The 20,466-nt window shown below is 35.4% G+C and carries 21 protein-coding genes; 2 read left to right on the forward strand and 19 right to left on the reverse strand.

Annotated features, from left to right (window positions below; all coding sequences use genetic code 11):
* The first annotated feature begins 76 nt into the window (after window positions 1-76).
* Both HMPREF0077_RS02895 and HMPREF0077_RS02900 read left to right on the forward strand, forming a co-directional pair.
* Window positions 77-682 (forward strand): regulatory protein RecX, encoded by a 606-nt coding sequence (locus HMPREF0077_RS02895; RefSeq protein ID WP_004836467.1) that lies wholly within the window; start codon window positions 77-79, stop codon window positions 680-682.
* Complete coding sequence (locus tag HMPREF0077_RS02900; protein WP_004836468.1) at window positions 679-936, forward strand: GIY-YIG nuclease family protein; 258 nt, start codon at window positions 679-681, stop codon at window positions 934-936. Before HMPREF0077_RS02895 ends, HMPREF0077_RS02900 begins: the two co-directional genes overlap by 4 nt.
* Here the strand turns inward: HMPREF0077_RS02900 and HMPREF0077_RS02905 are convergent.
* From HMPREF0077_RS02905 to HMPREF0077_RS02995, 19 genes are all read right to left on the reverse strand, one after another.
* Window positions 925-1,854 carry a ribonuclease E/G gene (locus tag HMPREF0077_RS02905; protein ID WP_004836469.1) on the reverse strand — a complete coding sequence of 310 codons (930 nt, stop codon included), beginning with the start codon at window positions 1,852-1,854 and terminating at the stop codon, window positions 925-927. The two genes, HMPREF0077_RS02900 and HMPREF0077_RS02905, sit on opposite strands and share 12 nt — an antisense overlap.
* Window positions 1,851-2,474 (reverse strand): P-loop NTPase family protein, encoded by a 624-nt coding sequence (locus HMPREF0077_RS02910; protein ID WP_004836470.1) that lies wholly within the window; start codon window positions 2,472-2,474, stop codon window positions 1,851-1,853. Before HMPREF0077_RS02910 ends, HMPREF0077_RS02905 begins: the two co-directional genes overlap by 4 nt.
* Window positions 2,475-2,480: 6 nt before the next feature.
* Window positions 2,481-5,951, reverse strand: a complete 3,471-nt coding sequence (locus HMPREF0077_RS02915) for a penicillin-binding transpeptidase domain-containing protein (RefSeq protein ID WP_004836471.1) — start codon at window positions 5,949-5,951, stop codon at window positions 2,481-2,483.
* A gap of 12 nt (window positions 5,952-5,963) precedes the next feature.
* Complete coding sequence (mreD, locus tag HMPREF0077_RS02920) at window positions 5,964-6,449, reverse strand: rod shape-determining protein MreD (RefSeq protein WP_004836472.1); 486 nt, start codon at window positions 6,447-6,449, stop codon at window positions 5,964-5,966.
* Window positions 6,442-7,335: a rod shape-determining protein MreC gene (gene mreC / locus HMPREF0077_RS02925; RefSeq protein WP_004836473.1), complete on the reverse strand. Its 894-nt coding sequence runs from the start codon at window positions 7,333-7,335 to the stop codon at window positions 6,442-6,444. Before mreC ends, mreD begins: the two co-directional genes overlap by 8 nt.
* Window positions 7,336-7,341: 6 nt before the next feature.
* Entirely contained in the window at window positions 7,342-8,343 is a 1,002-nt protein-coding gene (gene mreB / locus HMPREF0077_RS02930) for a rod shape-determining protein (protein ID WP_040349341.1), read from the reverse strand.
* Between the two features lie 12 nt (window positions 8,344-8,355).
* Window positions 8,356-9,042: a RadC family protein gene (gene radC, locus HMPREF0077_RS02935; RefSeq protein WP_004836475.1), complete on the reverse strand. Its 687-nt coding sequence runs from the start codon at window positions 9,040-9,042 to the stop codon at window positions 8,356-8,358.
* Complete coding sequence (locus HMPREF0077_RS02940; RefSeq protein WP_004836476.1) at window positions 9,020-9,553, reverse strand: Gx transporter family protein; 534 nt, start codon at window positions 9,551-9,553, stop codon at window positions 9,020-9,022. The genes radC and HMPREF0077_RS02940 overlap by 23 nt, the downstream gene beginning before the upstream one ends.
* Window positions 9,550-9,939 (reverse strand): NusG domain II-containing protein, encoded by a 390-nt coding sequence (locus tag HMPREF0077_RS02945; RefSeq protein ID WP_040349282.1) that lies wholly within the window; start codon window positions 9,937-9,939, stop codon window positions 9,550-9,552. The genes HMPREF0077_RS02940 and HMPREF0077_RS02945 overlap by 4 nt, the downstream gene beginning before the upstream one ends.
* Window positions 9,940-10,032: 93 nt before the next feature.
* Window positions 10,033-10,836 carry an RnfABCDGE type electron transport complex subunit B gene (locus HMPREF0077_RS02950; protein ID WP_004836478.1) on the reverse strand — a complete coding sequence of 268 codons (804 nt, stop codon included), beginning with the start codon at window positions 10,834-10,836 and terminating at the stop codon, window positions 10,033-10,035.
* A gap of 12 nt (window positions 10,837-10,848) precedes the next feature.
* Window positions 10,849-11,421, reverse strand: a complete 573-nt coding sequence (locus HMPREF0077_RS02955; RefSeq protein WP_004836479.1) for an electron transport complex protein RnfA — start codon at window positions 11,419-11,421, stop codon at window positions 10,849-10,851.
* 11 nt (window positions 11,422-11,432) lie between these two features.
* Window positions 11,433-12,080, reverse strand: coding sequence for an electron transport complex subunit RsxE (gene rsxE, locus HMPREF0077_RS02960; protein WP_004836480.1), 648 nt, complete (start codon window positions 12,078-12,080; stop codon window positions 11,433-11,435).
* 8 nt (window positions 12,081-12,088) lie between these two features.
* Entirely contained in the window at window positions 12,089-12,634 is a 546-nt protein-coding gene (locus tag HMPREF0077_RS02965; protein ID WP_004836481.1) for an RnfABCDGE type electron transport complex subunit G, read from the reverse strand.
* The gene (locus HMPREF0077_RS02970; protein ID WP_004836482.1) at window positions 12,627-13,601 is read right to left on the reverse strand and encodes an RnfABCDGE type electron transport complex subunit D; all 975 of its coding nucleotides are present in this window, start codon (window positions 13,599-13,601) and stop codon (window positions 12,627-12,629) included. Before HMPREF0077_RS02970 ends, HMPREF0077_RS02965 begins: the two co-directional genes overlap by 8 nt.
* A gap of 9 nt (window positions 13,602-13,610) precedes the next feature.
* Window positions 13,611-14,936, reverse strand: a complete 1,326-nt coding sequence (rsxC, locus tag HMPREF0077_RS02975) for an electron transport complex subunit RsxC (protein WP_004836483.1) — start codon at window positions 14,934-14,936, stop codon at window positions 13,611-13,613.
* Window positions 14,937-15,004: 68 nt separating this feature from the next.
* Entirely contained in the window at window positions 15,005-15,661 is a 657-nt protein-coding gene (locus HMPREF0077_RS02980) for a lytic transglycosylase domain-containing protein (protein WP_004836484.1), read from the reverse strand.
* Entirely contained in the window at window positions 15,661-16,251 is a 591-nt protein-coding gene (coaE, locus tag HMPREF0077_RS02985) for a dephospho-CoA kinase (RefSeq protein WP_004836485.1), read from the reverse strand. The genes HMPREF0077_RS02980 and coaE overlap by 1 nt, the downstream gene beginning before the upstream one ends.
* Window positions 16,238-18,877 carry a DNA polymerase I gene (polA, locus tag HMPREF0077_RS02990; protein WP_040349285.1) on the reverse strand — a complete coding sequence of 880 codons (2,640 nt, stop codon included), beginning with the start codon at window positions 18,875-18,877 and terminating at the stop codon, window positions 16,238-16,240. The genes coaE and polA overlap by 14 nt, the downstream gene beginning before the upstream one ends.
* 88 nt (window positions 18,878-18,965) lie before the next feature.
* On the reverse strand, window positions 18,966-20,381 hold the full coding sequence (locus HMPREF0077_RS02995; RefSeq protein ID WP_155811719.1) for a hypothetical protein: 1,416 nt from the start codon (window positions 20,379-20,381) through the stop codon (window positions 18,966-18,968).
* Window positions 20,382-20,466 lie beyond the last annotated feature (85 nt).

The following is a 20,466-nucleotide window of genomic DNA, read 5'->3' on the forward strand; positions in this document are numbered from 1 at the left end:
AAATTTTTGCAATTGTTATTGCTATTTCAATGATAGCCCCTATTATCTATAGTGCTTACAATTCTTTTGTCGGTCTATGATTGTAAAAGAAATCAGCTATTCTGATAAGTACAACTTGTGTAGGTTGGATATTTCTGGCGAGCTTTTTTATATTTCTTATGATTTGTTTAATAAGCTACATATTGTTAAGGATGCTGAGCTTGATTTTGATACTTATAAGTTAATTCTTGCCGATAATTCTTATAATAGGGCTAAGAATTATATTCTTAGTCGTATTTCTTATGCTACAAAGACTAGTTTTGAGATTAGAAAGATTCTCAAGGATAAGGGCTATGATGGGGATGTAATCGACAGGCTGATTGATTTTCTTATTTCTTATAATCTGATTGATGATGAGGCCTTTGTCAGGTCTTTTATTGCTGATAAGTCTTCTATTAATGGCTGGCCTAAGAATAAAATCAAGTATAAGTTAAAGCTAAAGGGAGTTTCTGATTCTCTTATCGATGAGAATTTGGATCTTATTGATGATGATAAGGAGTATGAGAAGGCTTTTTATTTTGCGGAGAAAAAGGCTCGTGGAGATTTTTCTTTTGAGAGTAAGAATAAGGTCTACAGACATTTGGCTTCTAAGGGCTTTGATTTTGATATCATAGGAAGGGTTATAGCTGAGCTTTTCTCATGAGTCATTTTGTTTATATTTTAAGATGTGCAGATGATAGTCTTTATACAGGCTATACTAATGATATTGATAAGAGAGTTGATGTTCACAATAAGGGCAAAGGAGCTAAGTACACTCGTGGCAGAAGGCCAGTTAGGCTTGTTTTTTATGAGGAAGTTTCCTCTATGTCTGAAGGGCTAAGGCTTGAGCGTACTATTAAAAAATTTAGTAAAAAGAAAAAAGAGGACCTAGTCCATAGTTTTGGCTTAGAGAAGTAATTTTCTTCTTCTAAGTTCATCTATTAGACTAGCTCCTCTTCTTTTTATGGTCATTTCAAATAGCCCCATGAGACTAAAGCCATAGATTTCACATTCTAGACCTTTTTCTTCTGCTTTTTGTCTGAAGCTTTCTTCGATTTTTTCCTTATCTTTGTTTCTTAGAAAATCAATAAGGACCATACCACCTATGTTTCTAATTTTTAGGTTATAAATTATAAGGTCGATTAGCTTTAGATTTATGTTTTCCAAAAATTTGTCTTTATTGTTTTTTGATTTCTCAGCAGATGAGTTTACATCTATTACAGTTAGGGTTTCTAGTTGATCAATTATTAGTGATGAGTCCCCAAGGCTTGGTCTTGGATCCTTTATCAGTTTTAATACTTCCTTGTAGGGATTAAAGTCTTCAATATTTACTTCTCTTACTTCTAGGTCCTTGTTTTTGGATAAATAAGAAGCTAAGAAAGAGTTTTTATAGAGGATTTTGGGAGTTGGAAAGAATTTTTCTTCTTCTATTAGCCTAGTCTTTCTTTCAAAGATTTCTTTATAGGAAGCATCATCTTTTTTCTTGCCCTTTTTTAGCCTTGGCCCCGCCTTTGGTGGGAATCTCTTTATTGAGTAGGATTCATTTTCTATTTTAAAATTAAGAGATCCAAGGGCAAGCTTGCCATTTGCTGGATTTCTTACATATTGAACGATTACATTATCGCCTATCTTGTAGGGAATACTTGAGTTTAGATAAAGGCTTTCTCCCTTATCGTATTCAACAAAATAGCCATTTAGGGCATCAATTTTGTTTACAACTCTTCCCCTATATATATTTCCTATGAGACTATCAAAAAATTTGATTTCTACTATTTTGTCGTCTATTAATTTGCCAAGAAGTTTTTTTTCTCGGTCTATAAATACATAGGATGTCATTTTTTAAACTTCATCTTTAGCTTTTCGAAAAATGATAGGCTAGCTATGCTTGTATTTCTACCATTTATGAGATTGTCGATTATCTTATCGTAGACTTCATTGGCTCTTCTTTTTCCTAAAAAGATTTTTCCTTTTGCTTCAATTTTTTCTTTGAATAGCCTGATATCTAAGTTTTCATCGACTTCATCTATAAAAAAGCTATCTTCCTCTATACGTTCATTGACCTGGTCTATCTTAATTATTTTTACAGATTTTTTCTCATCTATTAGATTTAAGTCGAGCTTATCTATTACTATATATTCATAGGCTTCTTCTTTGACCAGTCTTTGCAAATCTTCTTTGCTTATTTCATGTTTTCCCTCTAGGAGGGGAGCGATGATAAAGTCTAGATTTTCTTCTTCATGGCACTTAACATCTTTAAAGCTATAGACCTCCTTGAAGTAATCAGCCAAATCATAGCTAATCATTCCATCTTTTCCGAAATAATCTTCTATATTTACATCATTTCTTTTTGTCGATATGAGGAGGGTCTTGCCATCTTTTTTTAGGCTTTTTGCTAGGGCTAGGGCAAAGCTAACCCTCGCCCTAGACTCGCTTGAATTTATTATATAAACTTTCATAAAAGATCAATTCCCTTCAGTGTTTTTTTCGTGGCCTTTATGATTCATTGTTTCCTGGTTCATGGCTCCATCATGGTTCATATTACCTTCATGATTCATACCGGCTTCATCGTCCATATTTCTTGTAGCTGGGTTTGTTCCAAATTCAACTTGGTTAAAGTCAGCCTTCGAATCAGATGAGTTAGACGCACCTGTATTAAGATCAAAGTATTTTGAGACTATATCCCTCACTATAGGACTAACATTGTAGCTAGTATCTCCTTGGGTAAGGATTACTGATACGGCAATTTCTGGATCATCATAAGGGGCAAAGCCTATCATCCAAGCATAGGATGAATAGTCAGAACCGTCTGCGTTTTTACCTTCTACTTCGGCTGTACCAGTCTTAACTCCTATATCTATTGGCATTTTGTTTAGGATTGGATTGTTTTGAGCTACTAAGAGTGCACCATATTTGATATCTTCAAGGTGTTTAGTATCATTTATGTCAATTCTCTTTGATTCTGGAACATTTTTGAAGAGAACTTCCTTAGAATCATGGTTGGCAATCTTACTTATTAGAGTGTATTTGTTGAGGTAGCCACCATTTGAGATGGTTGCCATTACCCTATTCATCTGTAAAGGAGTGTAGGCGTTTTGACCTTGACCTATTACTATGTTTAGCATATCCGTAACATCCCAATTAGCTTGGTTTAGGTAGGTGAATTTTATAGTATCGGCAAGGCCTGCTATTTGTCCATCGTATATGCCCATTGAATCATAGCCTTTTTCATCCAAATAATCTATGATTTTATCTCTAGTCCATTTCTTTGGATCATCTGCAAAGGAGACAATCTCGTCAATATCCTTCTTGTATTCATCTCTTGTTTTCTTAACACCATCCTTGATAAAGACAGTGAGGTTATTTTCAAGATATTTTCTAAGCATGGCCTTAGTGACTTCGATTTTCTTGCCTATTGAAGGAATGTTACCCAGACTTTCCCTTGGTATATTTATTTCTATGCCTGTTCTTTGATCAAGACCAAGCTTTTCTGCTGCAAGTCTTATATCATTAAGTTCAAGCTTTACTCCGAGAGTATCGCCATCTTCTGGGTTCTTGCCTAGGGCTAGGCAATAATAGTAATAGTTACAAGAATCTCTGATAGCCCCGTATAGATTTTCCTCTCCATGACCATGACCTGTTTCTGACCATACCAAACAAGAAAATCTCCTATTACCAATATTCATGCTACCATGGCAATAGTTAGTAGCTAGAGGGTCTAGGCCTTTCTCTAGAGCTGCAAGACTTGTTACAAGCTTAAAGGTTGAACCAGGCATTACCGCTGTTTGACTTGCTATATTAAGCATAGGTCTTGGCACAAGAGGGCCTGAACCTTCCTCAACTTGGAGGGACTCCCAATCTGATGAGGAAACTCCTGTTGCGAAAATATTAGGATCATAATCTGGGTAAGAAGCTAGGGCTAAGACTTCTCCTGTCTTGACATTTGATACGACAACTGCCCCACTTTCTGCGTTTGGAGCTGACCTCATAGGAGAGAATGTTCCGTATTTTGATTGATAACTCCTACCTTCTCTTATGGCTTCTAGCACTCCCTTGAGGGATTCTTCAGCTTGTTCTTGGAGGTCACGATCTATGGTAAGGTAGACATCATCTCCTGGTTCAGATGTAGACTTGGAGATTGTTTGCCTTCTATTACCAGCAGAGTCAACTGTAACTAGGCTTCTACCATTTTTTCCCTTGAGGTTATCTTCGTAGGATTCTTCGATACCAGTTTTTCCTATGATTTCATCTCTTAGATAGCCCCTTTCATTTACATACTTATTAACTTCATTTCCTGTTGCAATAGGGCCCATATAGCCTAGGACGTGGCTGGCCAAATATCTATTTGGATAATTTCTTATTGGGATTGTATCCACAATGATTCCTGAAGCCTTGTCGATTTTTTCTTCTATTTTAAGAACTGTCGATTCATCCAAGTGATAGACTATGTTGATTGGCCTATAGCCGAAGTTACCTTGTCTATTTAATTTATTGTCTATGGTAAGGATTCCTATAGCCTCATTGTCATTGTATTTTTCTATCTTATTTACCTTTTTTATGTAGGCTAGGATTTTTCCTGCATCTTCTTCTTTGCTTAAGATATCGACAACTTCATCAGTCGAATTTGTCCTATCCTTTAGGGCGTAATAGGTGTAGAAGTCCTTTTCATCTTTAGCAAAAGTATAGGTCCAATTTTCTGGATCATCGTCAGTTATATCTATATTTGGGTAGATATTGTTTTTGGTGTTGGCATTTTGTGCCATGTATTTGATATCATTTGATAGGATTAATTTCTTTAGAAGCTTATGTTTATCAGCAAGTTTAACTAGTTCTTCTACAGGTGAGCCTGCTTGTGGGTTTTTGAATCTTAAATCTACTGAGTAGTTGTTCTTATCATCTTTCTTTTCTGTAATTACTTCAGTCTCAAAGTTCGCATATATCCCCATATTTTCCAATTCCTCGATTAGGATATTGGCAGGAATTATGTATTCACCCTTATCATCTACAGTTGCCTCAGTTAAAACTTCTCCTATTGTTGAGTTTTTAACTAGCTCGTAGAAATCATCAGCAGCACTTGTTTGATAGTTGATATTTTTATATAGTTTATGAAGTTTAGCTTTCTTTTCTATATAATCTTCATCGCTTTTTACAGCACAATCCTTTAGAATTATATCATCAGCTAGGTCTTTTTCCTTTAACAAGTCATAGGCGAGTTTTCTGGCGTGAGAATTTTGGAGGATAGTTAGGATTACTGACTTATCATTTCCTATGGCATCTACTATCACATCCATTGGGTCATCATCACTTGATGCTCCTATGGCCTTTAATTTATCTTTTGAGTTCTCCTTGAATTTTAAATCAAGCTTACCGTCTACTTGTTTGACATGGCAAGGGATATCAATCCCCCTCTTTTTTAGGGCGAGCAAGGCAGTATTAGCTGTTTCATAGTTAATATTATCCTTTTGATAAGTAGATTCTACCAGATCCCTTATCAAATCATTATCTATAAGCTTTCTTACTACTGTATCCATAGGCATATGCTTGTGGGTAAAGTAGCTTTCCTTATCCTTGTATTCGAAAGAATTTAGTCTTAAATTGAATTCTTCTGTATAGTTAACGCCGTCTTCTTCAAGGATGTCTACAAGTTTTGAAATATTTTCTATTTTCTTATTATCATCAAGCCTTGACATTTGGTCCTTGTATAATTGAACAGCAAAAGAAGGAATAGAAGTTGCCAAAATTTTTCCATTCCTGTCGTAGATATTACCACGACTGGCAATATCATCTACCTCTTTAACTTTTCTATTATCTGATAAGTCCCTATAATAATCTCCTTGGATAAGCATGACCTTGAAAAGTCTAAAGCCTATTGCCAAAAACAAGATTGCAACCAAGACTTGAACAAATATCAGTCTTTTTTCTTTTGTCTTTTTCACTTAAAGACCCCCTCATATTCTATAGGTAGGAATATACATTATCTTTTTTACTATTATGTTATAGATTAGGTAAACTAGGGAATTAAGGATAGCTTCTACTACTAGAGCAAGGGGTAGATAGCTAAATATATCGCTTAATGATTTTCCCAATATGAAATAAATTATAGATACTAGGGAGAAATTGAATATAGTAAATAGCCCTGTAAGCCATATTCCTGTCGACCTATCTTTTTGTAATTTGCTTTCTCCAACAAGATAGGCTATTACAAAATATGAAAGGGCCCTTACCCCTATAAAGGGTGTTAGGAGAAAATCTTCGACAAGTCCCAAAATCAGTCCACATCTGGAAGATGTTTTGCTAGGTAGACATTGAGCTAGTGCTACAAGAGCAGGTATTAGGATATTGATATTTGCTCCAAATATATCTATTTTAGAAAATACAGAAGTCTGTAGGATAAATGATACTAATAATAATATAAAGCTTTTAAATTTATTCATCCTTATCTCCTTGGTAGTCTTCGTTTTCTATTACTTCATCTACATTATATTGGTCAGTTTGCTTTAAGACCAAAACCCTATAAAGGTGAGAAAAATCTACTGGTGAGTTGAGGGTGATGTTTTTCCTTAAAGCATCCTCACTCATGGTAACATTAGATACAGTTCCTATATAGATTCCTGCAGGATATACGCCTCCAAGTCCACTTGTTAGTAAAACATCTTTTACATTAACTTCGCTATCAACATCTAGCATATAGCCTTGGATAGTCTTTTGGGTAAAGTTGTCAATTACCCCATAATCTCCACTTTTGGAGTCAATGAAGGAGACGTTATTAGATACAGAGTTAATTGTTTCAACTCTTGCTGTCGTCTGGTAGACTTCAACCACTTTGCCTACAAGACCTGTATAGTATTTGCTATCTCCTATGGCTTGCAAGATTATGTCGTTTACTTCGATTCCGTCCTTTTTTCCCTTATCTATGGTAAAATTCTTGCTCATGGAATTGGAATCGGTGTTAACAACCTTAGCCTTCATATATGAATTTTCGCTAACTTCCATGGCTTTTTTCTCAGCTTCCAAGAAATCTTTCTTGCTAACTATGGTACTTAGCTTAGCATTTTCTATCTCCAAGGCCTTGTTTTCTTCTTCTAGCTTTTCGACAGCAGCCCTTGTATCCTTAGAACCAAGAGACCTTTCGACTTGCTCCTTAATAATGGATGAGATAGAATAGCTTAGCTTTTCTATTGGTGAAAATATGCTGTTGGCTATGTTTGATCCTGTTTGATTAATATTTTTAGTTTGAGAAGAGATAGCTATTATAATAAGTAAGATTACTACTGTTGCTACAAATCCCTTCCTATCTTTTTTCTTTCTTCTATAAGCCATAATTACCTACTTACGATACTTCACAAATCTATCAGGATCATCCAAAATAAGGCCTGCTCCTTTGATGGCATCCCTTAGAGGATCCTCGGAAATAGAAACTGGAAGGCCTATCGTTTCTGTTATATATTCGCTCATACCCTTTAGTAAACTTAGCCCACCAGTAAGGAAAATTCCATTTTTTCTTATATCAGAGCTAATTTCTGGAGGAGTCTTTTCCAAAACTTCATAAATCATCTCACAAAGTTCATTTGCAAATGGCATTATACACTCAATTAAACTTTTGCTAGTAACTTCTACCGTTTTTGGCATGGCACTAGCAAGATCTCTGCCATCAACCTTCATTGCTAGGTTCTTATCCTTTAATCTCAGACTTACTAGCTTATTTTTTACTTCTTCAGCAGTATTCTTGCCTATTTCTAAGCCTAAGTTCTTTCTAAAATATTCAATAATTTCTTCATCTATATAATCGCCACCCTTATTAAGGCTCTTGTTTATGATTACCCCATTTAAGGAAAGGACAGTAGCTTCAACTACCCCAGCTCCAAGATTTAGCATAAAGACTCCCCTAGGCTGGTCAGGATTAAGATCCATCCCGTAAGCTGCCGCCAAAGACTCATCTACAAGGATTACATCCCTACTTCCTGCATGAAGGGCTGCATCTTCCACTGCTCTTTTTTGAATATCGGTAATGCCAGATGGAACACAAATTACAACCCTTGGTTGAAGAATTGAAAATCCACTATTAACCTTCTTGAAAAAATAATTAAGTAGGGCTTCTGTAAGGTTTATATCAGTTATATTGCCATTTACTATTGGCCTTACATTATCGTGGGTCTTGCCAAGCATGGCCTTAGCCTCATTACCTATAGCCAAAACCTTGCTATTATTATCATCCAAGAGTAAATAGCTTGGTTCTTCCGCTATCAGACCCTCACCCTTTTTATATACTAAGATATTGCTTGTGCCAAGATCTATGGCAAAATCTGAAGCAATCATTCTAAATCTCATCATCTACACCCCTTACAAATTTCCTTCTTTTTTAAAACTATAAAAGCAATCTTTCCCAATAATAATATGATCTAATACTTCAATATCCAAAAGCTCGCCCGAATCGGCTAGTCTTTTAGTTATTGCAAAATCTTCCCTTGATGGATTTGGATTTCCAGATGGATGGTTGTGAACAATGATCATTGACTTTGCACTTTTCTTTATAGCTTTCTTAAAGACTTCCCTAGGATTAACTATAGTAGAGCTTAAATCTCCCATAGATACAAAATCCTTAGCAATAATCACATTTTTAGTATCCAGTAAGATTGCATAAAAATATTCTTTCTTGGCATTTTCTAGCTTTGTTTTCATTATTTCATAAACGTCATTACTAGATGTTATTTTTTCAATCTTCCTATCTAAGACTCTCTCATTAATCCTACGACCCAGTTGGAGGGCGGCTACGATTTTACTAGCCTTAGCTTCTTTGATTCCCTTAATTCGGCGAAGCTCTACAACTTCTATCTCCAAAAGTTCTTCATAGCTAAAGGTATCTAGAATTTCTTTGGATAGGTCTATGACGTTTTTTTCTTTGTTGCCTGTTGAAAGGATAATAGCCAAAAGCTCCTCATCGCTTAGACTATCGAAGCCTTCTCTTATCATCTTCTCCCTAGGTCTGTCGAATTGATCTAAATCCTTAATTCTTTTTGAATTGTTCATCTTTTATTATCCCAATCTTTTCCATGTGCTTAATAATATAATTAGAACTTAGGCCGACAAAAAATCCACTAAAAGTTCCTATAAATACTAGCAAGGGAAAGTAATAATACATCTTAATATTGCCCATAACTATTGAAGCGACAAGAACTTGACCAAAATTATGGAAAAAAGCTCCAATCTCGCTTATGCCTATAAAACTAAGCTTATCTTCTAACAGCCTTAAAGAAAGACTCATAGCAAGGCTTGCAAGAATTGCTCCAGCTACTGAAAAAAAGAAGGAGCTAACCATACCTGTTGCCAAAACCAAGAGGAATGATTTAAGAACTCCTATCAAAAGAGCTGCCCTAAGTCCGAAAAAATACAAGCTTACTAATAATATTATATTTGAAAGTCCAAGTTTTGCACCCGGAATTGGAACAGGCATGGGAATAAAATGCTCCAACAAGGAGATAGCAAGAGCCATCGCCGTAAGTAGGGCTAAAGTTGTAACTTTTCTTACATCCATTTTCATCTAATCACCTTATCTATCTTATCTTTCCTACTATCCTTAGGATTTTCGGAATAGACTTCTAAATACAACCTATGTGGCAGGCAAATAATAGTCTCTCCTACATCAGAAATCGGAGACATATGTGTGCATATTTTATCAGAGCAATCCGCATCTGAAACAAAAGCCTTGCCATCTTTTATTTTAACTATATTATAATGACCCTTATATTCAATCTTAAACTTTTGATCCTTAGTCAGTGGCACTTTCTTAATTACCTTAGAATCTTGCTTAATAACTAAAATATTTCCCCTATCTTTAGATGTAATCCTTGAAATAATCAAAGAAGAAGCTAGGGAAAATACCAGTAGAAATATTATAACAAATATATCAGCTTTCTTAATTTTCATCTTATACCTCGACTTTAAGTTTATCATTTTTATCTTGATATTGTCAATTTTAGGCACAAGAAAACAGTGCAGAAATTCCGCACTGTTTTTATCTTATTCAAATACTTCTATACATTTGTTTGGGCATTTTTCTGCTGCTTGTTTTAGCAAGTCATGATCAAATTCATTGCCTATTTGCTCAACTGATAAGAAGTTATCCATAGCGAAGGCTTCTGGATAAGTCTTTGCACAAATTGAACAACCTATACATGAATTACCACAATTTGTCCTTGCGTCCTTGCCCTTGTCATGGCTTGAACAAATAACAACTTGTTTTTGACTAAATGGTACAAGGGTTATTATATTCTTTGGGCAAGTTGTAACACACTTACCACAAGCAACACATTTTTCTCTATCTACTAGGGCTACTCCATCTTTAACATGGATGGCATCAAATGGACAAGCTTTCTCACAAGATCCACAACCAAGACAACCATAGTTGCAAGCTTTTTTACCACCAAAGAGGGCAATTTGAGCTCTACAATCTTCAAGACCTGAATAAGCATAAAGGTCTTTTGCGGCATCACATGTTCCGTCACATTTAACTATAGCGACTTTTCTATCGCTTCCACCAGCAGATTCAACTCCCATAACCGCAGCTATTGCATCGGTTGTTGATTTACCACCAATAGCACAAGCATTAACTGGTGCTTCTCCCTTTGCTATAGCTGCTGCAAGTCCATCACAGCCAGGGAATCCACAAGCACCACAGTTAGCACCTGGCAAGCAGTTTCTAACTTGTTGCTCTTTTACTGATTTTTCTACATGGAATTTCTCACTGACAAATCCCAAGGCTACTGCAAAGACAAAGCCTAGGATAGCCAAGACGGCTATTGGTATTATAACAGTTTCTATCATAACTTCCTCCTATCAAAGTCCTGCAAAACCCATAAAGGATATTGCCATAAGTCCAAGAGTAACTAAGGTTATAGGTACTCCCTTAAAGGTTTCTGGTAATGAATTATATTCTATTCTTTCTCTAATGTAGGCAAGAATCATGATTGCTAGCATGAAACCAACTGATGCAGAAAGTGCATAAACTATTGTCTCTATTAGAGTGTATGATGACTCAATTGCCTTAATAGCAACACCTAAAACTACACAGTTTGTAGTAATAAGTGGAAGAAATACTCCCAAGGCTCCATAAAGAGCTGGCATTGATTTTTTCATTACAGTTTCTACTGATTGTACTAAGGCTGCGATTACTAATATAAATACAACTGTTTGTAAGAATCCAATATTTAACGGATTAAGTATGTAGTATTGAATTATCCAAGTGATAATAGATGCTAGGGTTATAACGAATATTACTGCCAAACCCATTCCTCTGGCGGTTTCCACCTTGCTTGTTACACCAAGTGAAGGGCAGATACCTAAGAATTGACCGAGTACATAGTTACTTACGAAAATAGTTGCAATGATTATTGAAAATAGATTTCCCATAATATCTCCTCTTATTTTCTCTTCTTTGAAATTGCATTAAATGCTGCAACTAACATACCAAGAACTATAAATGATGATGCTGGTTGTTGTAAAAATCCAATTGTATAAGCTTGTGGAATTATAGTTTTTCCAAAAAGTGTTCCTGCTCCAAGTAGCTCTCTAAAGAAAGCTAGGGTTGATATAGCAAGTGTATAGCCAAGTCCTTGACCTATACCATCAATAATTGAAGAAAATGGTCCATGGCTTGAAGCAAATCCTTCTGCACGAGCAAGAATCAAACAGTTTACTACTATAAGTGGGATAAATATACCCAAGGATTCATCAAGAGCTGGCATATAAGCCTTTATTGACATTTGTACAATGGTTACGAAACCTGCAATAATTACTATGAAAGCAGGTATTCTTATTTCATCAGAGATAAAATTCCTTAGTAAAGAAATTACCAAGTTACTCATTACTACTACGAAGGTTACAGATACTCCCATACCTAAAGCATTGGTCAAGGATGAAGATATAGCCAATACTGAACACATACCTACAGTTTGAACAAAGATTGGGTTATTAGCAAAAATACCTTCCAAAAATACTTTGCCTAAGTTTTCTTTAGGAGCCTTTTTTTCTTTTTTATTTTCAATAGGTCTATCTAATTGTTGTTCCATAATATCTCCTATTTAAGTTCACCGAGGACTTTGACAGCGTCATTTATACCCCTAAGTATTGTACCTGTAGATATGGTTGCGCCTGTGATTCCTACGATTTCATTTTCTCCACCGGTTTTTGATGCCTTAACTTCTCCATCCATACTTACTCCAACCATGCCTTCTTTAAAGAAGTCATCTTCCATTCTTTTACCAAAGCCTGCTGATTCGGAGTGATTTAGTGGGGCAAATCCTGTTATCTTGTGATCAGCATCGACACCTATAAGAAATTCTATAGGTCCGCCGTATCCTCCTGGAGAACTGATTTGAAATACATATCCTTCTCCCTTGCCACCATTTGCTTTATATACTTTTTCTATACTTTGAGGCTTATCAGCTACATCTACTTCATCATAAGAATCTGCAGGAAGAACTGTCGCCAATGATTTTTGAAGTTTTTCTTGGGCCTTGGCTTCGATTAATGGCATAGTTGCATTGTTTGTCAAGGCTAGGGCAAAGGCTGTAATTGAAGTAATTAAGAACAATTTCAAGCCTAATTTTAAACTATTATTCATTGTCTTTTCCTTTCTTTACCTCTGCTTTACCAAATGTCTTTGGTCTAGTGTAAGCTTCTATTATAGGAACAATTAGGTTCATTAATAATATTGAATATGAAACACCTTCTGGATATCCACCCCAGGTTCTAATAACTGCTGTTAGGATACCACAACCTAAAGCGAAAACATATTGGCCAGTTTTTGTAATAGGTGTTGTTGTATAGTCAGTTGCCATGAAGAAGGCACCTAGAATCATACCACCTGAAAGAATATTTCTTAGAGAATCAGCAAATCCTGTTCCAAAAATACCCAACAAAACTGTTGATGTCAAAATATATGTAAGTGGAATTCTCAAGTGAATTACTTTTCTTACTATTAGATAAGCTGCACCGATTAGAAGTGCTATAGCAGATACTTCACCCAAACATCCAGGAATATTACCTAGGAATAAGTCCATTGTGCTGTAACTTGCTGGATCTGATAGAGGTGTTGCTGATGTTACTGTTGAAATGTCCTTAGCTGTGCTAATCAAATTAACTTTTTGTGGTGAAACAAAAGTTGTCATATTTTGTGACCAAGAAGCCATTAAGAAGGCTCTTGCTGCAAGGGCTGGGTTTACAATATTTTGTCCGATTCCACCAAAAAACATCTTAGCTACTACTATCGCAAACATTGATCCTATGATTATTTGCCACACTGGTAAGGTGCAAGGAACGTTGAAGGCTAGTAGTATTCCTGTTACTACAGCAGAAAGGTCTTTGATTGATTGATTTCTTTTTATTGCTTTATTAAATATATATTCTGATAACACGCAAGTTATTACGGCTGCTAGGATAAGTACCAAGGCTCTGTAACCAAAGTAATATACTGAAGCAAGGCCTGCTGGTATAAGAGCTATAATTACATCTAGCATATCCTTTGTAACTGTACGATCACTCCTTACATGAGGAGAAGCTGTTACCAATAGTTGTTTTGTATTTTCCATATACTCCTCCTATTTACCTGCTTGCCTAATTTGTCTCTTACCAAACTTAATAGCTTCTACAAGAGGTCTGTTTGATGGACAAACGAATGAGCAAGATCCACATTCTATACAATCCATGATATTAAGCTCTTGGGCCTTCTCAAATCTCTCTTCTAGGGAGAACTTGTGGATATATAGTGGAAGTAAATATACTGGACAAGCATCAACGCATCTAGCACATCTAATACATGGGCTAACTTCTAATGGTTGAGCCTGATCAGATGCTAAAACTAAAATACAGTTACTTGCTTTTTCTACTGGTCTGTTGAGGTCTGGTTGAGCAATACCACACATTGGTCCACCATTTACAAGTTTAGCAATATCATCTGCTCCACCTGCTTCTTCTATGCAGTGACCAAATTCTGTACCACACCTAACGAGCATATTGGTTGGGTTTTTAACAGATTTTCCAGTTACTGTTACTATTCTTTCGTAGAGGGGTTTATCCATATAGATTGCTTCATAAATTGCATGCATAGTTGAAACGTTTGATACTATAGCTCCAACATCCATAGGAAGTCCACCACTAGGAACTTGACGATTTAAGGTTACGTCAATCATTCTCTTCTCATCACCTTGAGGATACTTTGTCTCTAATTGTTTGATTTCGATATTGAAATTTGAGTTTTCTTTAGCAAACTCAGCTAGAGCCTTGGTCATAGATTCGTATGCTTTTGGCTTATTATCTTCTATAGCAACGATTCCTCTATCGGCATTTACAGCTTTAATTGCTTGAGTTAGACCTTTGAGAATCCTTTGAGGTCTATTTTTCATTAGATAGTCATCGCAAGTAATGTATGGCTCACATTCTGCCCCATTTACTATTACTGTGTCGACTTTTTTGGCTGGCATGTATTTGATGTGAGCAGGAAAGGCTGCACCACCCATACCTACTATTCCAGCTTCCTTAATCTTTGCTACTATTTCTTCTGCACTAAGGTCTACATTATCTTTTTCTATGTATTCTTTATCTTGGTCGAAACCTTCGGTATCAATTACTACTGCCTTACATGGCTTGCCTGAGGCGGATTGTATATCGATAATGTCCTTTACCACTCCTGCTACTGAGGAGTGGATATTTGCAGAGAAATTTCCGACAGCTTCTCCTATAAGCTGACCTACACTAACTTCGTCTTTTTTTGCAACAAGACATTTACTAGGTGCACCTATATGTTGGATTAGAGGAATTGTTACAAGTTTAGGAATACTCGCAAATTTAAGCTCACTATTTTCAGTAAGCTCTTTGTACTCTTCCATGTGCACACCATTTTTGAATGTAATGGTATTAAGTGCCATAAATTTCTCCTTCTATATTATATTTGCTCTTCTACTATTATAATTTAAAATCGCTTTACATTCAATGATTATCTTACATTATTGACAAAATCTTTAATAAAAATTTTGAAATTTTTAAGGCTAAGTCTTCTTAGATTGTGAAGTTCTTCTTGGCTAGGTAGTCCATCCTTGTAAAACTTTTTCATGACAGCATAATTGGCATTAACCTTATTTACATATTGTCTAGTCTCTTCGAAAGGAATATCAAGCGGATTAGGATTGTCCTTATCAATTGTCCCGTCCTTTATCCAGCTGTCAACGTTTCCAACTCCACCATTATAAGCAGCTAGAGCTAGGTCCTTATTATTGTAATACCTATAAAGATAATCGAAATAGCCGATTCCTAAGTCCAAATTGTAATCAACATCATTGAGTTTTTCTGAATAATAATCTATTCCTACTACTTCAGCTGAATGTTTGGCTGTATCATCCAACAATTGCATAAGACCATGAGCCCCTTGATGACTTTGGGCGTTATTGTCAAAATCTGATTCAACTTTAATTATTGATGCAGTAAGCAAGGGATCAATATTGTATTTTTCTGAATGTTCGTAGATTTGTTCTTGGTAGGAAATCTGAGTCCTTGATGTTTGATAGGCTATAAGGCCATATACTATTGCAAAAAATATCCCTATGGCAAGGAGCAAAAATGCCAAAGATTTTCCTATAAATTTTACAACTTTCATTAAAAGTCACCTCTGTCTAAGATTTTTTCTATTTCTTCTTTTAGTTTGTCAACACCATCACTATTATCAATAATGATATCGCTATTTTCCTTCATTCTTTCAAGCTCATCTTGGCTTTCTATTTTTTTCTTGGCGTAAGTAAGGCTAATACCATCTCTTTTGATGAGTCTTTGGATTTGGACATCCCTCTTTGCTGTTACAAGGATAATTTTATCACATGGAAAAGTTTCTTTCATTTGAAAGAATAAGGGGATTTCTATAAAGACCTTATCCCTACTAGATTTATCTATGATAGAATCTATTTCTTCAATTATATTTTTGTGGCTTAATTCATTTAGCCTGTCCATCTTCTCCTTGTCAGCAAAAATTAGTTGTGCCAGTTTTTTCTTATCAAGTTTTTCTCCATCAAAAGCAGGAGCAAAGACTTCATCGCTTTTTATGGCTAGATAGTTTTTGCCGCCTTCTTTGATTAGTTTCTTATTTACCTGATCGGCATCTATTACCAGAAAGCCCTTTTGCCTTAGGATATCGCAAAGGGTGGACTTACCCGATGCTATTATTCCTGTAATTACAATCCTACTTGGATTCATACATGCTTTCTCCAGTATCTATATCAACTATCAAAGGGACTTTGAGATTTGCAGCTTCTTGCATAGAATTTCTAAGTATCTCCATGGCAGAATCCTTATCTTCAAGGCTTGCTTCAAGAATTATTTCATCGTGGATTTGGAGGACAATTTTTGCATCAAGACCTGCTTTTTTGAGATTCTTGTCGGTTTCTATCATGGCAATTTTTATTATATCTGCCGCCGTTCCTTGGATAGGTGTATTTAGGGCTACCCTTTGGCCGAAGCTTCTTACATTAAAGTTTTTGGAATTTATTTCTGGCACATATCTTCTTCTATTAAAGAGAGTTTCTACAAAACCATCTTCCTTAGCTTTTTCTACTATAGAATCCATGTATGCTTTTATTGATGGGTAACTAGCCATGTAGTTGTCTATATAGGCTTTGGCTTCTTTCCTAGGAATATTAAGGTTTTGAGAAAGCCCGTAATCACTTATCCCATAGATTATGCCGAAGTTTACCGCCTTAGCATCGGATCTTTGTCTTTTCGTAACCTCATCAAGGGGAGTGTGGAAGACCTTTGATGCAGTCTTTGCATGGATATCTTCTCCATTCCTAAAAGCTTCTATCATATGCTCATCCCCTGAGAGAGAAGCTAGGATTCTTAGTTCAATTTGTGAATAATCGGCATCTATTAAGATTTTTCCTTGGCCCGCCTTAAAGGCCTTTCTAATTAGCCTTCCCTCGTCAGTTTTTATTGGAAGATTTTGAAGGTTAGGATCTTGGGAAGAAAGCCTACCTGTGGCGGCTATATTTTGCCTAAAAGTCGATCTTATTCTTCCATCATCATCTATAGCCTTCTCCAAGCCCTCAATGTAGGTTGATTGCAATTTAAAAAGCTCCCTATATTTTTCGATTTTAGGAATAATTTGATGCTTATCCCTTAGTTTTTCAAGGACTGACGCATCAGTAGAAAATCCTGTCTTGGTCTTTTTTATGACTGGAAGGTCTAAGTCCTTAAACAAGACTTCTCCCAATTGTTTGGTAGAATTTATATTAAATTCGCTTCCAGCTAGCTCGTAAATTTCACTAGTTAATTTTTCTAGATCCTTATTTATATCTTCTTTTAAATCTAGAAGAACCTTTCTGTCAGTAACAAAGCCTACGATTTCCATATTAGCCAAGACTTTGGAAAGCTTAATTTCTATATCTTCATAGAGATCATACATCTTGTATTCATTAAGCATATCTACTAACTTAGCCTTAGCATCTTCTATGGCATTAAGCTCACTCGCCAAGTAATTTGAAAGCTTATCATAGTCAAGTTCACCATAGCTTAGGGACTTCTTCCCCTTTCCTAGAAGGTCAACTTCAGATATTACTTCGTAGTCGAGATAGGCTTGGCTTAGAGTCTTTAAATCATAAGATGACCTAGATGGATCAATTAGATAATGCATAAGCATTAGATCATCAAAGGGAAGATTTAGGTCAATGCCCAGCTTGTTTAGTAAAACTATATCTTCCTTAATATCAAAAGAATTCTTTAAAATCTTTTCATCTTCAAAAACATCCTTAAAGCTATCAATAAAAGCTTGGTCAGGGTCTAGAATATAGGCCGGAGAATCCTTTGTCTTTATAGCAAGTTTATAAACCTTGCTGTGTATATAGCTTTCTCCCTCATAGAGGCATTTGAAAGTGACCTCTCCTTTTGCCTTTATTTTATCTGCAAATTTTTCGTAATCATCTAGCTTCTTGTAAGTAAAATCCTTTTTTACAATCTCACTTTTTTCCCCGTCCATGTCCTCGATGAACTTATTGAAATTATACTTAGAATATTTCTCCCTAAGGCTAGGAAGGTCAGGCTCAGCCACCTTTAATTCTTCAAGCTCATATTCTACTGGAGCGGAAGTAACAATGGTCCCGATTTTTTTACTCATATAGGCAATAGGCTCGCTATCAATAAGTCTTTCCTTGGTTTTCTTGCCAGAAATCTCATCTATATGCTCATAAAGACCTTCGATTGATCCATATTTTTGAATAAATTCTATAGCCTTCTTTGGACCAATTCCCTCAACTCCTGGAATATTATCAGACTTATCTCCCTCAAGACCCTTAACATCTATAAGTTGTTTAGGAGTTAAGCCAAATTCTTCTTTTATAGTAGCGAGAGTGTACTCCTTAGTTTCTGACACCCCCTTTTTGGTAAGATTTACTACAATTTTCTCATCAACTAATTGTAAATAATCCCTATCTCCAGTAATTAGGACTGAATCATAGCCAGCTTCTTGGGCCATCTTAGCATAAGTTCCTACAATATCATCAGCCTCAAAGCCATCAAGGTCTGTGTATTTAACATTTAAAGAATCCAAGATATCCTTTAGGATTCCAAATTGATAAGAAAGCTCGCTAGGCATCTTGTTACGAGTTGCCTTATAGTCCTTAAATTCTTTATGTCTAAAAGTCTTTGACGCCCTATCAAAGGCAACTAGAATATAATCAGGTTTATATCTATCAAAAGCGTTTTTGTACATGGTAAGAAAACCATAAACGCCATTAGTCATGACTCCGTCGTTGTTTGTTAGCTTAGGAAGGGCAAAAAAAGCCCTAAAGATCAAACTAGACCCGTCAATTAACATAAGTGTTTTCTTCATCATATCTCCTTTGTATATAGTATATCATACTCGACTTACACGCAAAATATAAAATTCGCAAAAAAAGAGAGCATAAAGCTCCCTAATATTACTTATTGCTAAGGTCTACAAGATAATCAAAATCACTAGCTTGGTAAGTCTTATTGTCTTGTGGATAAGTGATTACCAGATTAGGACTATTATATAGGTATTTCGCCATGAAATAATAATAAGATGATTTATCCTCTTCCTTCATTTTCACTAGAATTTTTTTATTTTCACCTGTAATTTTTGCTTCTGATAATTTTTCCTTGTTACTAGCATAAACTTCTCTATTTTTATCCTTGTAAGTTAGTTTTTTAATAGGAGTATAGGATAAAAATACCATAAAGACAGCCATCATAATAGCTATGATTTTCTTCTTATCAAAGGGCATCCAATAGAAACTTATGAGTAAAAGATATGCTCTTATAGTCTTTACATATCTACCGTAACCGGCAAGTTTGATGGCCTCTCCGCTAGGCATTGAAAAGATATACATTAAGTAATTACCTAATTGATAGGATAAATACACGACTCCAACAAATATGAGCAAATTTCTATAAATCTTATCCTTATTTGCTATAAAATATGCAACAATTAGGATAATAAGTAAAATAAGAATTATTCTCTCTTCAAATAGAGCCTTCAAAAAATTCTTACTTATTTGCATGATTGTTGAAAAGTTCTTTGTCGAAAGACCTTTTTTGTAGGAAGCAAAGCTCATGCTATGCTTGCCGAGGTCGGTAAAGTTTCTCTTAACATGGATTGACCAAGACTTGTTGGTCAAAAACATTATTACAAGAGGGAAAGCACCTACCAATTTATCGTTCTTCCAATATTTTTTGAGCATGTACAAAGATGCGACTAGGACAAAAAATAAAGCAGAATTTTTTATTAGGCTTACTGATATAATCATCGGCAACAAAATAATTAGTAGATTTTTATTCTCCGCAAAATCATATTGACTAACAAAGGCAAGAAGAGCAAAGGAGCTTGTTGCCAGTAAGCTATCTACTAAAAGGCTATTTATCTGAACATTATCCATTAATATATAAATGGCAAAAACGATAAGTATTGGTGTCAAATATTTATTATCCCTGCTCTTCTTAAAGATAGGAAAATATCCAGCCAAAACTGCAAGAGCATTAGCCATAAAACAAATAGGCTCTGAGAATCCTAGGGGTCTACTTAGCCCATAAATAAAATAAGCACTAGCTTGGGGATATGAAGTGAAGCTTATAAGCTTATCAGATCCAAGATTTAGCCTATCATGACTTAACAAAAATCTACTAATCAAGCCCCAATGACTAAAATCATCATAGTGGAGGAATTGGGCATTTTTTAGGTAAAGGATAATAAAAATCCCAATTATGCCAAAAATCCAATAGTCAATAAAGTCTCTAAAGACCTCTCTCTTTCTAAATAGATAATATAGACAAAGCCCTCCAAAGACCCCATGGAAGATATAGCTTGATTCCTTCATAAAGCCAACTAGGGCAAAAATATAAACTAAACTACTAAGAAAGGAAAAGTACACGAAGGGGATAAAGTATATCTCCAAGGCAAAT

The sequence above is a fragment of the Anaerococcus tetradius ATCC 35098 genome (assembly GCF_000159095.1).
GTDB lineage: Bacteria > Bacillota > Clostridia > Tissierellales > Peptoniphilaceae > Anaerococcus > Anaerococcus tetradius.